We start from the raw sequence: 13,617 nt of genomic DNA, 5'->3' as shown, positions 1-13,617 counted from the left end.
CCGAAATATGTTAAATCATATCGTTGAGGAAACGTTGCGCGCATTTCCTGGCAGCCCGGTTGACGCCGGAACTTTTCAGGATGAAATGATCGGCGCGCGTGAACACGTCCTCGAACTGATTAGCCGTCATTTAACGGAATTCGGTGAAAAATTTCCTGCCGAAACCTGCGTTAACGGTTATTACCCGTTAACTGACAACGTTGAGTGGACCACCAGCTTCTGGACCGGGCAACTGTGGCTGGCGTGGGAGATGAGCGGCGAGGCGAAATATCGTGAACTGGCGGAAAAACATGTGCGTTCTTTTGGCCTGCGTATTGCCGGACGCCACGACACCAACACCCACGATCTGGGGTTCCTTTATACCCTGTCCTGCGTCGCAGCCTGGCGACTGACGGGCAACCGTGATGCGCGTGGTTTTTCGCTGATGGCGGCGGAAGCGCTACTGGAGCGTTTCCATGAAAAGGCGCAGATTATCCAGGCGTGGGGCGATCTTAACGATCCCGAACAGGCCGGGCGGATGATCATCGACTGCAACATGAACCTGCCGCTGCTGTACTGGGCGAGCGAGCAGACGGGCGATCCGCGTTTTGCTGAGGCGGCAAAAGCCCATGTGGTGCAGGCCGCGAAATACCTGATTCGTGAAGATGCGTCCACCTTCCATACTTACTACATGGATGTGAAAACCGGCGCGCCGCGCTACGGCAACACCCAGCAGGGTTATGCGGATGATTCATGCTGGTCGCGCGGTCAGGCGTGGGGGATTTATGGCTTCCTGCTGAGCTATATCTATACGGGCGACAAAGAGATGGTGGCGCTGTCGAAAAAGCTGGCGAACTATTTCCTTAATCGCCTGCCGGAAGACGCGGTCTGCCATTGGGATCTGGCGCTGGTGGGGACAGACGCGCTGCGTGACGCCTCGTCGGCGGCGATTGCCGTGTGCGGCCTGCTGGAGTTGATCAAACACCTGCCCGTGACCGATCCGGATCGTGAGCGTTACCAGCAGTGGGCGATGGGAATCATGTCATCGCTAACGAAGCGCTATCTGATGGCGAAAAATGAGAAGGGGAACGGGCTGTTGAAACATTCGGTGTACCACCTTTCGAGCAACAAAGGGGTCGATGAGTGTGCTAGCTGGGGGGATTATTTCTACGTGGAAGCGTTAACGCGTTTTACCCAGTGCTGGAAGCTGTACTGGTAACCATATTACCCGGAATTGCCCGGTGGCACTGCGTTTACCGGGCCTACATTCGGGGAATGCGCTGTAGGCCGGATAAGCGGAGCGCCATCCGGCGTTAGTGTCGTGCTGTAGGCCGGATAAGCGAAGCGCCATCCGGCATTTAGCGCAAAACTTAAACGCCTGACTCCAGAATACGGATACTTGTTTCCAGCACGTCGCCTTTAACGGCTTCGGCGTAGGCTTTCATATGCGGGGTTTGCAAATGCGCTTCGAGATGCGCAACGCTTTCCCACTGTTCAACCATCACGATTGAGTCAGGTGCGGTCGTCTGAAAGGCCACGCCCGCAGCGTGATCGACCATCGGCGCGTAGCCGTGGCAACCCTCTTCTTTCAGCACGGTCGGAATGATTTTGGCAAACTGATCCAGTACCGCCTGACGGTGATGTTGACCTGGACGAGTACGGATTTCAGCAATGACAGTAAGCATGGTTAACTCCTTCTAATTCCAGGCTACTAGTTAACCAAAAATCTCGCTCAGATGCTTGCGATATTCTGCGATATAACGCGGGACATCCGGCATTTTGATGACGTCATTGGTGATAAAGGTTGGCAGCGCTTCCATTCCGAGGAACTGATTGGCCTTGTGGAACGGCAGGTATACGCCATCCACGCCAACGCCGTGGAAGAACTGATCGTTGTCGGTGAAGGCCTCCATCGGTGCGTTCCAGGTCAGAGAGAGCATGTATTTTTTCCCCTGAATCAGACCGCCGGAGCCGTATTTTTTTGACGCGTCCGAACGGGTGCGGCCATCGCTGGCGTACAGCGTACCGTGGCCTTCGGTAAAGACGTCATCCATGTATTTTTTCACGGTCCACGGCGCGCCCATCCACCAGCCAGGCATCTGCCAGATAACCACGTCAGCCCAGACGAAGTGCTGGACTTCGGCTTTGACATCGTAATCACTTTCAGCGCGGACGATTTTGACATCATGCCCGAGGTCGCGCAGAAGGCCATCCGCCACTTCGGTCAGGGTGTCGTTCAACTGACCATTGGAGTGCGCAAATTTTTTCGCCCCGTTGATAATCAGAATGTTGCTCATTATTTGTCCTCTCAGGAATGCGTTTGAAACAGATTTTACGCAGATGAGCGGCCCGGTGAAATGAGCAAAATGTGCAAAGTCTTTTGCTCATTGCGCAATAATCTTGCGATCACCAGGTTACTACGGCTTCAAAGCCTCCTTCCGGCGCATTGCCAAACGAGACGCTCATCCCATGCAGCGAGGCGATGCGGCGGACAATCGACAAACCCAGACCACTGCCGGTGACGCTCTGCCCTGGCGGGCGATAGAATCGTTCGCCGATACGCGCCAGCACCGCCGGCGAAACGCCGGGGCCATTATCCCGGACGGTAAAATACCGGGCATTCAGCGTCACGTTCACCACGCTGCCCTGTGGGCTGTAACGAATGGCGTTATCCAGCAAATTGCGCACCAGCAGGCTGAGCAGCAGCGGTTGGCCCGTGCGCGTGACGTTGTGGGCGTTAACGTGCAGACGCACGTCAATATGCGCCTGCTGGGCCGGTTGCCAGATATCCATCACGGCGGATTGCAATAGCGCCTCCAGCGAGACTTCCGCGACATCTTGCAGGTTATCGAGCGAGTCGAGCCGTGAAAGGGTTAAGAGCTGGTCCACCAGGCGCGTGGCGCGCTCAATTCCCGTATGCAGTTGCATGAGCGCTTTTTGACGCGCCTGCGGGTCGTCGTCCGAGAGCTGCGCCACCTCGGTTTGTACTTTCAGCGCAGTGAGCGGGCTGCGTAACTCATGCGCTGCGTCCGACGTGAATTGCCGCTCGCGCACCATCATCGAATGCGTACGGGCAAATAACTGGTTGAGCGCGCTGACTAACGGACGAACCTCACTTGGCACACCCTTATCGTCAAGCGGCTCTTCCGATTCCGGGGAGCGCAAACGCAGCGCCTGGGCGAGCTTTTTCAGCGGCCTGAGTTCCCGGCTAAGCAGTACAATCAGGATGAGCAGCATCAGCGGAAGCGCGATCAGCCACGGCGTTAGCTGCGCGGTGACAATCGCCAGCGCCATATCCTCGCGGTACTCCAGCTCCTGAGCGACGACGATACGGTACTTGCCATCCGCAGAGGTCAGCCAGACAAAACGCCATTTATCATCATCGCCATTCAGGTATCCGTCATCAAAACCTTCCCGACGGTAGCTGTAGGGAATATCCCGGCCATTATCGCCATCGTTCAGCACCATTCTGCCGTCGGCGGTATACACCGCAAAGGCCAGCACATCGTCATCGACATGACCATGCTTCAATTTTTTCGGCGTCTGCGCCATCCGTTCAGGCGCCGAGATTTCGTTGACATCCAGAGTAATAAGGCGCTTCGCAAACAGCATGAGCTGGGTATCAAACAGCTCGTCGACGTTGTCGGTCGTCTGTTTCCAGGCCACGAAGCTGGAGGCCACCCAGGTGATGGCGGCCAGTATCAGAAAAATAAGCGTGAGCCTGACGCGCAGGCTGAGACGTTGTGTGAGTTTCATGGGTTGCCCAGGGTGTAGCCGATCCCGTGTACGGTGCGGATAAAATCACTGCCCAGCTTACGGCGTAAATGATGAACATGTACCTCAATGGTATTGCTGGAGACATCTTCGTCCCAGGTATACAGCTTCTCTTCGATGAGCTTACGCGGCAACACGCGCCCGACGTTGCGCATCAGCAGCTCCAGCAGGGCAAACTCTTTCGGCTTCAGGGGCAGCGGATCGCCTGCCAGCGTCGCGACCAGATTACCGGGATTGAGCGTAACCTGGCCGTGGCGCAGTTCGTTGCTCACCTGGCCGTTAGCGCGGCGTAACAGCGCCTCCAGGCGGGCGGCGACTTCAATCAGCGCGAAAGGTTTGCACAGATAGTCGTCCGCCCCCAGACGCAGCCCCTCCACGCGCTCCGCCAGCGCATCGCGCGCCGTCAGAATCAGTACGGGTTCGCGTTTTCCCTGTTCACGCCATTCGCGCAGGATATCCCGCCCGTCCATCCCCGGTAGCGTAAGGTCGAGGATCACCGCATCATAAGGCGCGCTGTAGAGCGCTTCTTTACCCTGACGACCTTCGGTGAACCAGTCGACGCTGAATCCCATTTTGCTTAAACCCGCCTTGATGCCGTCGCCAATCAGCGCGTCATCTTCTACCAGTAAAATACGCATATGTTCATCCCTGCGGTGACTCTTTCTCTCGCCAGTAAACCCTGTCGTGGCGCGCGTTGTACAGAAAAAAAAGTATCTTTTTTTGCCTTAAGAAGTTGTTAAGGATTACCTTATTTAATTGAGACGAAACAGCGTAAAAAGGGAGAGAGAGTCATGAAAAAATTGGCTGCAATGGTTGCCGTAATGGCGTTGTGTTCCGCTCCGGTTCTGGCGGCTCAGCAAGGTGGATTTTCTGGCCCGACGGCGACGCAAAGTCAGGGCGGCGGGTTTGTTGGCCCGAACGGGAGTAATACGACCGTAGAAAGCGCGAAATCAATGCGTGATGACGCCTGGGTCACCCTGCGCGGTAACATCGTTGAGCGTATCTCCGACGATCTGTATCTGTTCAAGGATGCCACCGGGACGGTGAATGTCGATATCGACCACAAACGCTGGAACGGCGTTACCGTAACGCCGCAGGACCTGGTTGAAATCCAGGGCGAAGTGGATAAAGACTGGAATTCCGTTGAAATCGACGTGAAGCAAATCACCAAAGTCGCCAAATAAACCCCATCAGGGCCGCACTCGCGGCCCTTTTTCTTTGTGACTCAACGCGCCAGATAAGGTAGTATCTGCGGCAATATTGCCTGACGGATACTGGGTTATTGTTCAGGCTAACAGTTGAGGAACCACGATTAATGAGCGATATGGCAGAGCGCCTTGCGCTGCATGAATTCACGGAAAACGCCTATCTGAACTACTCCATGTACGTCATCATGGACAGGGCGTTGCCGTTTATTGGTGACGGACTGAAGCCGGTTCAGCGTCGCATCGTGTACGCGATGTCTGAACTGGGGCTGAACGCCAGCGCCAAATTTAAAAAATCCGCCCGTACCGTCGGCGACGTGCTGGGTAAATACCATCCGCACGGCGACAGCGCCTGTTATGAAGCGATGGTGCTGATGGCGCAGCCGTTCTCTTACCGTTACCCGCTGGTTGACGGGCAGGGGAACTGGGGCGCGCCGGACGATCCGAAATCCTTCGCGGCGATGCGTTATACCGAATCCCGTCTGTCGAAATACGCGGAAGTCCTGCTGAGTGAACTCGGTCAGGGGACGGCGGACTGGGTGCCGAACTTTGACGGCACCTTGCAAGAGCCGAAGATGCTGCCTGCGCGTCTGCCCAATATTCTGCTCAACGGCACCACCGGCATCGCCGTTGGGATGGCGACAGACATTCCGCCGCATAACCTGCGCGAAGTGGCGAAAGCCGCGATCACCCTGATTGAGCAGCCGAAAACAACGCTTGAGCAGGTGCTGGATATCGTGCAGGGGCCGGACTACCCGACCGAAGCGGAAATCATCACCTCCCGTGCGGAAATCCGTAAGATTTACGAAAATGGTCGCGGCTCCGTGCGTATGCGCGCGGTATGGAAAAAAGAAGATGGCGCGGTGGTGATTACCGCGCTGCCGCACCAGGTGTCCGGCGCTCGCGTACTGGAGCAGATCGCTGCCCAGATGCGGAACAAAAAGCTGCCGATGGTTGACGATCTGCGCGACGAGTCCGATCACGAAAACCCGACTCGTCTGGTGATCGTGCCGCGTTCCAACCGCGTGGATATGGAGCAGGTGATGAACCACCTGTTTGCGACCACGGACCTGGAAAAGAGCTACCGCATCAACCTGAACATGATCGGTCTGGACGGTCGCCCGGCGGTGAAAAACCTGCTGGAGATCCTGACCGAATGGCTGGCGTTCCGTCGCGATACCGTACGCCGCCGCCTGAACTATCGTCTGGAGAAAGTCCTCAAGCGCCTGCATATTCTGGAAGGTTTGCTGGTGGCGTTTCTCAATATCGACGAAGTGATTGAGATAATCCGCCATGAGGATGAACCGAAACCGGCGCTGATGTCGCGTTTTGGCATCACGGAAACTCAGGCCGAAGCCATCCTCGAACTGAAACTGCGCCATCTCGCCAAACTGGAAGAGATGAAGATTCGCGGCGAACAGGATGAGCTGGCGAAAGAACGCGATCAATTGCAGGGCATTCTGGCCTCCGAGCGCAAAATGAACACCCTGCTGAAGAAAGAGTTGCAGGCGGATTCAGACGCGTATGGCGACGATCGCCGCTCCCCACTGCGCGAGCGTGAAGAAGCTAAAGCGATGAGCGAGCATGACATGCTGCCGTCTGAACCGGTGACGATCGTGCTGTCGCAGATGGGCTGGGTGCGTAGCGCCAAAGGCCATGATATTGACGCGCAGGGTCTGAACTATAAATCGGGCGACAGCTGGAAAGCCTCGGCGAAAGGCAAGAGCAACCAGCCGGTGGTGTTTATCGACACGACCGGGCGCAGCTACGCCATCGACCCGATTACGCTGCCGTCGGCGCGTGGTCAGGGCGAGCCGTTGACCGGTAAACTGACGCTGCCGCCGGGCGCGACCGTAGAGCATATGCTGATGGAAGGGGATGAGCAGAAACTGCTGATGGCCTCGGACGCAGGCTATGGTTTCGTCTGTACCTTTAACGATCTGGTCGCCCGCAACCGCGCGGGTAAAGCGCTGATCACGTTGCCGGAAAACGCGCACGTTATGCCGCCGGTGGTGATTGAAGATGAAACCGATATGCTGCTGGCGATCACCGCCGCCGGGCGTATGTTGATGTTCCCGGTCAGCGATCTGCCGCAGTTGTCGAAGGGGAAAGGGAACAAGATCATCAACATTCCGTCTGCGGAAGCGGCCAGAGGCGACGATACGCTGGCCCAGCTCTACGTTCTGCCGCCGCAAAGCACGCTCACGATTCATGTCGGCAAGCGCAAAATCAAACTGCGCCCTGAAGAGCTGCAAAAAGTGACCGGTGAGCGCGGTCGTCGCGGTACGCTGATGCGCGGTTTGCAGCGCATCGATCGTATTGAGATTGACTCGCCACGACGCGCCCGCGACGGCGACAGCGAAGAATAAGGCGATTTTAAGCGCCATCAGGCCATCTCATTGTGCCGGATGGCGACGTAAACGCCTTGTCCGGCCTGCGGTTTTAACGATGCTGTCAGGCCGGATTAACAATAAAATTTCCCGTAAAACCGTTGTTTATTCGCGCATTGCGATTAACAATACGCTTTTCCAGAGAGCCGCTCTTAACAAAGCCCTAACCTGATATCAGGTGACGTAGAATGCGACGCTCTTAGGCCTTCAGAGGTTGTTATGCTATATATCTTTCGTCTAATCATTACCGTTATTTACTGCATTCTTGTCTGCATTTTCGGTTCGATCTACTGCCTTTTCAGCCCGCGTAACCCGAAGCACGTCGCGACGTTTGGCCATATGTTTGGCCGTCTGGCGCCGCTTTATGGCCTGAAGGTGGAGTGCCGTAAGCCTGCTGATGCCGAAAGCTATGGCAACGCTATCTATATCGCTAACCATCAGAACAACTACGATATGGTGACGGCAGCAAACATTGTGCAACCGCCTACGGTGACGGTCGGCAAAAAGAGCCTGGTCTGGATCCCGTTTTTTGGCCAGCTGTACTGGTTAACCGGTAACTTGTTGATTGACCGAAATAATCGTGCCAAAGCGCACGGCACAATCGCAGAAGTGGTGAGCCATTTTAAAAAGCGCCGTATCTCTATCTGGATGTTCCCGGAAGGAACGCGCAGCCGTGGCCGTGGCCTGCTGCCGTTTAAAACCGGCGCCTTTCATGCCGCTATCGCCGCCGGTGTTCCGGTGATTCCAGTGTGTGTTTCCAATACATCGAATAAAATTAAGCTTAACCGACTGAATAACGGTCTGGTGATTGTAGAGATGCTGCCGCCGGTGGACATCAGCCAGTTTGGTAAGGATCAGGTTCGTGAACTGGCGGCGCATTGCCGCTCGTTGATGGAACAAAAAATTGCAGAACTCGATCAGGAAATTGCAGAGCGCGAAGCGACCGGCAAAGTCTGAATCAGTGTGATCGCGTTTTTGTGGGAAACGACTTCCTGCGCACTCTTTGTCTGTTTTAAATGGAGCTTATATGTCACTCAGTCGGCGTCAGTTCATTCAGGCTTCGGGGATCGCACTGTGTGCCGGTGCCGTTCCGCTGAAGGCTAATGCAGCCGGTCAGCAGCAGCCTCTGCCCGTTCCGCCGCTGCTGGAGTCCCGTCGCGGGCAGCCGTTGTTTATGACGTTGCAGCGCGCGCACTGGTCCTTTACGCAGGGTACGCGCGCGCCCGTCTGGGGGATTAACGGGCGTTACCTGGGGCCGACGATTCGCGTCTGGAAAGGGGATGACGTTAAGCTCATCTACAGCAACCGTCTGACTGAAAATGTCTCCATGACCGTCAGCGGATTGCAGGTGCCGGGGCCGCTGATGGGCGGCCCTGCGCGGATGATGTCGCCCAACGCTGACTGGGCGCCGGTATTGCCGATTCGTCAGAACGCCGCCGTGCTGTGGTATCACGCCAATACGCCAAACCGTACCGCGCAGCAGGTCTATAACGGCCTTGCCGGGATGTGGCTGATCGAGGATGAGGTCAGCAAATCGCTGCCGATCCCCAATCATTACGGCGTGGATGATTTCCCGATCATTATCCAGGATAAGCGGCTGGATAATTTCGGTACGCCGGAGTACAGCGAACCGGGCAGCGGCGGGTTTGTTGGCGATACGCTGCTGGTCAACGGCGCACAGAGTCCTTACGTGGAGGTTTCCCGCGGCTGGGTACGCCTGCGCTTGCTGAATGCGTCGAACTCTCGCCGTTACCAGTTGCAAATGAGCGACGGTCGCGCGCTGCATGTTATTTCTGGCGATCAGGGCCTTTTACCCGCGCCGGTGTCCGTTAAACAACTGTCGCTGGCGCCCGGTGAACGCCGGGAAATTCTGGTCGATATGACCAACGGCGATGAGGTGTCGATCACCTGCGGGGAAGCGGCCAGTATTGTCGATCGCATCCGTGGCTTCTTTGAACCTTCCAGCATTCTGGTCTCTACGCTGGTGCTGACCTTACGGCCAACCGGGCTGCTGCCGCTGGTGACTGACAGCCTGCCGATGCGTTTATTGCCAACGGAGATTGTCAGCGGCGCGCCGATTCGCAGTCGGGATATCAGCCTCGGGGACGATCCCGGCATCAATGGGCAATTGTGGGACGTCAACCGCATTGATATCACCGCCCAGCAAGGTTCCTGGGAGCGCTGGACCGTTCGCGCCGATATGCCGCAGCCCTTCCATATTGAGGGTGTCTCTTTCCTGATCCGCAACGTCAATGGCGCCATGCCGTTCCCGGAAGATCGGGGCTGGAAAGATACGGTATGGGTGGACGGACAGGTGGAATTGCTGGTTTATTACGGACAGCCATCCTGGGCGCACTTCCCGTTCTACTTCAACAGCCAGACGCTGGAAATGGCCGACCGGGGGTCTATCGGACAAATGCTGGTGAACCCGGCGCCGTAAATCTTCCCTCGCCCGCAAGGGCGAGAAGTGAATACCTTTCTCTTTCGTTCCGGCATATAATCCCCGGCCTTTGATTATTTTTTTACCATTTTTTTGGAAGCATTATGAGCGCAATATCCCTGATCCAGCCAGACAGAGATCTTTTCTCCTGGCCTCAATACTGGGCGGCCTGTTTTGGCCCCGCGCCTTTTTTGCCGATGTCACGCGACGAAATGGATCAACTTGGCTGGGATAGCTGCGACATTATTCTGGTTACCGGTGATGCGTATGTCGATCATCCGAGCTTTGGGATGGCGATTTGCGGTCGTATGCTGGAAGCGCAGGGTTTCCGTGTCGGCATCATTGCCCAGCCGGACTGGAACAGCAAAGATGACTTTATGCGTCTGGGGAAACCGAATCTGTTTTTCGGCGTCACAGCGGGCAACATGGACTCGATGATCAACCGTTATACCGCCGATCGCCGACTGCGCCATGACGACGCCTATACGCCGGATAACGTGGCGGGCAAGCGCCCGGATCGTGCGACGCTGGTCTATACCCAGCGCTGTAAAGAGGCCTGGAAAGACGTGCCGGTGATCCTCGGCGGTATTGAAGCCAGCCTGCGTCGTACCGCGCACTATGATTACTGGTCTGATACCGTACGCCGCTCGGTGCTGGTGGATGCGAAAGCCGATATGCTGATGTTCGGCAACGGCGAGCGCCCGCTGGTTGAAGTTGCGCACCGCCTGGCAATGGGGGAGCCGATCGGCCAGATCCGCGATGTGCGTAACACCGCGATTATTGTTAAAGAAGCCCTGCCGGGCTGGAGTGGGGTTGATTCCACGCGTCTGGATACGCCGGGGAAAATTGATCCGATCCCCCATCCGTATGGCGAAGATCTGCCGTGCGCGGATAACAAACCGGTTGCGCCGAAAAAGCAGGAAGCCAAAGCCGTGACCGTTCAGCCGCCGCGTCCGAAGCCGTGGGAGAAAACCTACGTGCTGCTGCCGTCCTTTGAGAAGGTGAAGGGCGATAAGGTATTGTATGCGCACGCGTCGCGTATTCTGCATCACGAAACCAACCCTGGCTGCGCGCGTGCGCTGATGCAAAAGCATGGCGATCGCTATATCTGGATCAACCCGCCCGCCATTCCGCTCTCTACCGAAGAGATGGACAGCGTTTTTGCGCTGCCGTATAAGCGCGTGCCGCATCCGGCATACGGTGACAGCCGCATTCCGGCTTACGAAATGATCCGCTTCTCGATTAACATCATGCGCGGGTGTTTCGGCGGCTGCTCGTTCTGCTCGATTACCGAACATGAAGGCCGCATTATTCAGAGCCGTTCAGAAGATTCGATCATCAATGAGATCGAAGCGATCCGCGATACCGTCCCGGGCTTTACCGGTGTGATTTCCGATCTCGGCGGGCCGACGGCCAACATGTATATGCTGCGCTGTAAGTCGCCGCGCGCGGAACAAACCTGCCGCCGCCTGTCGTGCGTGTACCCGGATATCTGCTCGCATATGGATACCAACCATGAGCCGACGATTAACCTCTATCGCCGCGCCCGCGATCTGAAAGGCATCAAGAAGATTCTGATCGCCTCCGGCGTGCGTTACGACATTGCCGTTGAAGATCCGCGTTATATCAAAGAGCTGGCGAGCCATCATGTGGGCGGCTATCTGAAGATTGCGCCGGAGCATACCGAAGAAGGGCCGCTGTCGAAGATGATGAAGCCGGGCATGGGCAGCTATGATCGCTTCAAAGAATTGTTTGATCTTTACTCAAAACAGGCCGGGAAAGAGCAGTACCTGATCCCGTATTTTATCTCTGCGCACCCTGGTACGCGGGACGAAGATATGGTGAATCTGGCGCTGTGGTTGAAACGCCATCGCTTCCGTCTGGATCAGGTGCAGAACTTCTATCCGTCGCCGCTGGCGAACTCAACGACCATGTATTACACCGGGAAAAACCCGCTGGGTAAAATTGGCTATAAGAGTGAAGACGTGGTGGTGCCGAGAGGCGACAAACAGCGTCGTCTGCATAAAGCGCTGCTGCGTTACCACGATCCGGCGAACTGGCCGCTGATTCGCCAGGCGCTGGAAGATATGGGGAAAAAGCATCTGATTGGCAGTCGTCGCGAGTGTCTGGTTCCGGCGCCTACGCTGGACGAGATGCGTGAAGCCCGTCGTCAGAACCGCAACACGCGCCCGGCGTTGACTAAGCATACGCCAGTGGCGCATCAGCGTCAGACGCCTGCAAGCAATAAAAAACGCAGCAAGGTAGCCGGACGTTAAACCCGTTAGCTGTTTGCCGGATAAGGTGCCTGCACCGCTATCCGGCAAACGGACGGATTACGCGTTCGCTTCACGAATTCTGGCGGCCAGCGCCGCCAGTTTTTCGTCATCCGCCCGCTCGTGGTCATGCGATGACAAATAGCCTTCGTACTGTTCAAAGAATTTCGCCTGCCGCGATTCAATAGGCTTCCATTCGCTCAGGTTAGCGGTGCCGTGCATCGGGCTGAGCTTGCTGTGCACATGATCCACGCCAAATCCTTCAAAAAACATTCCCGTACGTCCCACATCCGGGAAGGCGTTATCCAGCTTTTTTGCCACTTTTTGGGTGGCAAGCATCAGATCGGCCAGCGCCTGCGGCGGCAAGTCGAACGCATAGCTGGGATAATGCTTCTTCGGGATCACCACCGTAAAACCGTCGGTGTTCGGGAAGATGGAGAGGAAGGCCAGATGATGCTCGTCTTCCCAGATCTTATGGCAGGGGGCTTTACCCTCAACGATTTGGCAAAAAATACAGCTCATTCCTTTTCTCCGTTGCTGAGTTCACAATTCGCGTCGTACCGACTCAACACTTTCTACCAAACCCGCCAGGTAGTCAAAAAGCCCGACAGAAATGTCGGGCCGGAAAGGAAGGTTAGCCGCCGAACTGATCCGGGTCCGGCCCCAGGCGTTTACCCTGGTCAAGTTTGGCCACTTCGCTTAATTCGTCTTTGTCGAGACGGAAATCCCAGACGTCGAAGTTTTCCGCAATACGTGAAGGGGTGACGGATTTAGGGATCACCACCAGCCCGTTATCCAGATGCCAGCGGATCACAATTTGCGCCGGAGATTTACCGTACTTATCCGCCAGATCGCGAATGATTTTCTGATCGAAAACGCCTGCGCCGCCTTGCGCCAGCGGGCTCCAGGACTCGGTCTGGATCTTGTGCGTCGCATTCCAGGCATGCAGCTGACGCTGTTGCATCAGCGGATGCAATTCGATCTGGTTGATCACCGGTGTAACGCCGGTTTCATCGATCAGACGCTGGAGGTGGTTTACCTGGAAGTTACACACGCCGATGCTTTTCACCAGCCCCTCTCTTTGCAGTTCAATCATCCCTTCCCAGGCGTCAACATAATGGTCGATAGCCGGAACGGGCCAGTGCATCAGATAGAGATCGAGGTGATCCAACTGGAGCTTATCCAGGCTTTCCTGCAAGGCTTCTCGAGGGCGTTTCTGATCGTCATTCCACAGTTTGGTGGTAATAAACAGCTCTTCCCGGTCGATACCGGCATCTTTTAACGCTTTTCCGACGCCTTCTTCATTTTTGTACGCCGCAGCGGTATCAATGGAGCGATATCCCACTTCCAACGCCTTATGAATGGCGGAAATTGCTTCCTCGTTGCTTGCCTTCCAGACTCCCAGGCCCAGTTGTGGCATTACGTTGCCATCCTGTAGCTTGATAACGGTTGGATTAGCCATGCGTTCCTCCTTTATGCGATCTCACCGGAGCAAACTCCGGTGAGGTTGTGTGACTTAAGTCTGGACGAAATGTCCAAAAACGAAAGCCAGAGGC

12 protein-coding genes are annotated in these 13,617 nt (G+C 56.0%); 6 read left to right on the top strand and 6 right to left on the bottom strand.

The annotated features are described in order from the left end of the window. Positions 1 to 7 precede the first annotated feature (7 nt). Positions 8 to 1,198 carry a glycoside hydrolase family 88 protein gene (locus OGW17_RS19245; protein WP_071257845.1) on the top strand — a complete coding sequence of 397 codons (1,191 nt, stop codon included), beginning with the start codon at positions 8 to 10 and terminating at the stop codon, positions 1,196 to 1,198. A 151-nt stretch (positions 1,199 to 1,349) separates the two neighbouring features. Here the strand turns inward: OGW17_RS19245 and OGW17_RS19240 are convergent, their stop codons facing one another. The 4 genes from OGW17_RS19240 to qseB all read right to left on the bottom strand — a co-directional run bounded on the left by OGW17_RS19240 (position 1,350) and on the right by qseB (position 4,391). Continuing rightward, entirely contained in the window at positions 1,350 to 1,664 is a 315-nt protein-coding gene (locus tag OGW17_RS19240) for a putative quinol monooxygenase (RefSeq protein WP_012135156.1), read from the bottom strand. A 30-nt stretch (positions 1,665 to 1,694) separates the two neighbouring features. Next, complete coding sequence (locus OGW17_RS19235; protein WP_047461170.1) at positions 1,695 to 2,276, bottom strand: NAD(P)H-dependent oxidoreductase; 582 nt, start codon at positions 2,274 to 2,276, stop codon at positions 1,695 to 1,697. A 109-nt stretch (positions 2,277 to 2,385) separates the two neighbouring features. Continuing rightward, positions 2,386 to 3,735, bottom strand: a complete 1,350-nt coding sequence (qseC, locus tag OGW17_RS19230; protein ID WP_012135154.1) for a quorum sensing histidine kinase QseC — start codon at positions 3,733 to 3,735, stop codon at positions 2,386 to 2,388. After that, on the bottom strand, positions 3,732 to 4,391 hold the full coding sequence (gene qseB, locus OGW17_RS19225) for a quorum sensing response regulator transcription factor QseB (protein WP_012135153.1): 660 nt from the start codon (positions 4,389 to 4,391) through the stop codon (positions 3,732 to 3,734). Before qseB ends, qseC begins: the two co-directional genes overlap by 4 nt. Positions 4,392 to 4,544: 153 nt before the next feature. On the opposite strand from qseB, the gene OGW17_RS19220 reads away from it, so the two are divergent. The 5 genes from OGW17_RS19220 (at position 4,545) to OGW17_RS19200 (ending at position 12,064) form a co-directional block, all read left to right on the top strand. Continuing rightward, the gene (locus OGW17_RS19220) at positions 4,545 to 4,937 is read left to right on the top strand and encodes a YgiW/YdeI family stress tolerance OB fold protein (RefSeq protein ID WP_012135152.1); all 393 of its coding nucleotides are present in this window, start codon (positions 4,545 to 4,547) and stop codon (positions 4,935 to 4,937) included. Positions 4,938 to 5,068: 131 nt separating this feature from the next. Continuing rightward, a complete protein-coding gene (parC, locus tag OGW17_RS19215; protein WP_012135151.1) occupies positions 5,069 to 7,327 on the top strand; it encodes a DNA topoisomerase IV subunit A in 2,259 nt (752 codons plus the stop codon). Positions 7,328 to 7,567: 240 nt separating this feature from the next. Continuing rightward, positions 7,568 to 8,305: a 1-acylglycerol-3-phosphate O-acyltransferase gene (gene plsC, locus OGW17_RS19210; RefSeq protein ID WP_047461176.1), complete on the top strand. Its 738-nt coding sequence runs from the start codon at positions 7,568 to 7,570 to the stop codon at positions 8,303 to 8,305. A gap of 70 nt (positions 8,306 to 8,375) precedes the next feature. Further along, positions 8,376 to 9,788: a cell division protein FtsP gene (gene ftsP / locus OGW17_RS19205; RefSeq protein WP_012135149.1), complete on the top strand. Its 1,413-nt coding sequence runs from the start codon at positions 8,376 to 8,378 to the stop codon at positions 9,786 to 9,788. A 104-nt stretch (positions 9,789 to 9,892) separates the two neighbouring features. Beyond that, the gene (locus OGW17_RS19200) at positions 9,893 to 12,064 is read left to right on the top strand and encodes a YgiQ family radical SAM protein (RefSeq protein ID WP_058668114.1); all 2,172 of its coding nucleotides are present in this window, start codon (positions 9,893 to 9,895) and stop codon (positions 12,062 to 12,064) included. Positions 12,065 to 12,121: 57 nt separating this feature from the next. Here OGW17_RS19200 and OGW17_RS19195 read toward each other — a convergent pair whose 3' ends face one another. Then, on the bottom strand, positions 12,122 to 12,583 hold the full coding sequence (locus OGW17_RS19195) for an HIT family protein (protein ID WP_012135147.1): 462 nt from the start codon (positions 12,581 to 12,583) through the stop codon (positions 12,122 to 12,124). Between the two features lie 112 nt (positions 12,584 to 12,695). Then, on the bottom strand, positions 12,696 to 13,523 hold the full coding sequence (gene dkgA / locus OGW17_RS19190) for a 2,5-didehydrogluconate reductase DkgA (protein WP_012135146.1): 828 nt from the start codon (positions 13,521 to 13,523) through the stop codon (positions 12,696 to 12,698). Between the last annotated feature and the right edge of the window lie 94 nt (positions 13,524 to 13,617).

It is taken from the genome of Citrobacter sp. CK181 (assembly GCF_030333595.1).
In the GTDB taxonomy this organism is placed as follows: Bacteria; Pseudomonadota; Gammaproteobacteria; order Enterobacterales; family Enterobacteriaceae; genus Citrobacter_B; species Citrobacter_B koseri.
This window is presented reverse-complemented; position numbering and strand designations above follow the sequence as displayed.

Bases quoted from the DNA above. Each gene is read 5' to 3' on its own strand.
- ftsP (WP_012135149.1), top strand. From the start codon at position 8,376: ATGTCACTCAGTCGGCGTCAGTTCATTCAGGCTTCGGGGATCGCACTG.
- parC (WP_012135151.1), top strand. From the start codon at position 5,069: ATGAGCGATATGGCAGAGCGCCTTGCGCTGCATGAATTCACGGAAAAC.
- OGW17_RS19240 (WP_012135156.1), bottom strand. From the start codon at position 1,664: ATGCTTACTGTCATTGCTGAAATCCGTACTCGTCCAGGTCAACATCAC.
- OGW17_RS19200 (WP_058668114.1), top strand. From the start codon at position 9,893: ATGAGCGCAATATCCCTGATCCAGCCAGACAGAGATCTTTTCTCCTGG.
- OGW17_RS19245 (WP_071257845.1), top strand. From the start codon at position 8: ATGTTAAATCATATCGTTGAGGAAACGTTGCGCGCATTTCCTGGCAGC.
- qseB (WP_012135153.1), bottom strand. From the start codon at position 4,391: ATGCGTATTTTACTGGTAGAAGATGACGCGCTGATTGGCGACGGCATC.
- OGW17_RS19195 (WP_012135147.1), bottom strand. From the start codon at position 12,583: ATGAGCTGTATTTTTTGCCAAATCGTTGAGGGTAAAGCCCCCTGCCAT.
- qseC (WP_012135154.1), bottom strand. From the start codon at position 3,735: ATGAAACTCACACAACGTCTCAGCCTGCGCGTCAGGCTCACGCTTATT.
- plsC (WP_047461176.1), top strand. From the start codon at position 7,568: ATGCTATATATCTTTCGTCTAATCATTACCGTTATTTACTGCATTCTT.
- dkgA (WP_012135146.1), bottom strand. From the start codon at position 13,523: ATGGCTAATCCAACCGTTATCAAGCTACAGGATGGCAACGTAATGCCA.
- OGW17_RS19235 (WP_047461170.1), bottom strand. From the start codon at position 2,276: ATGAGCAACATTCTGATTATCAACGGGGCGAAAAAATTTGCGCACTCC.
- OGW17_RS19220 (WP_012135152.1), top strand. From the start codon at position 4,545: ATGAAAAAATTGGCTGCAATGGTTGCCGTAATGGCGTTGTGTTCCGCT.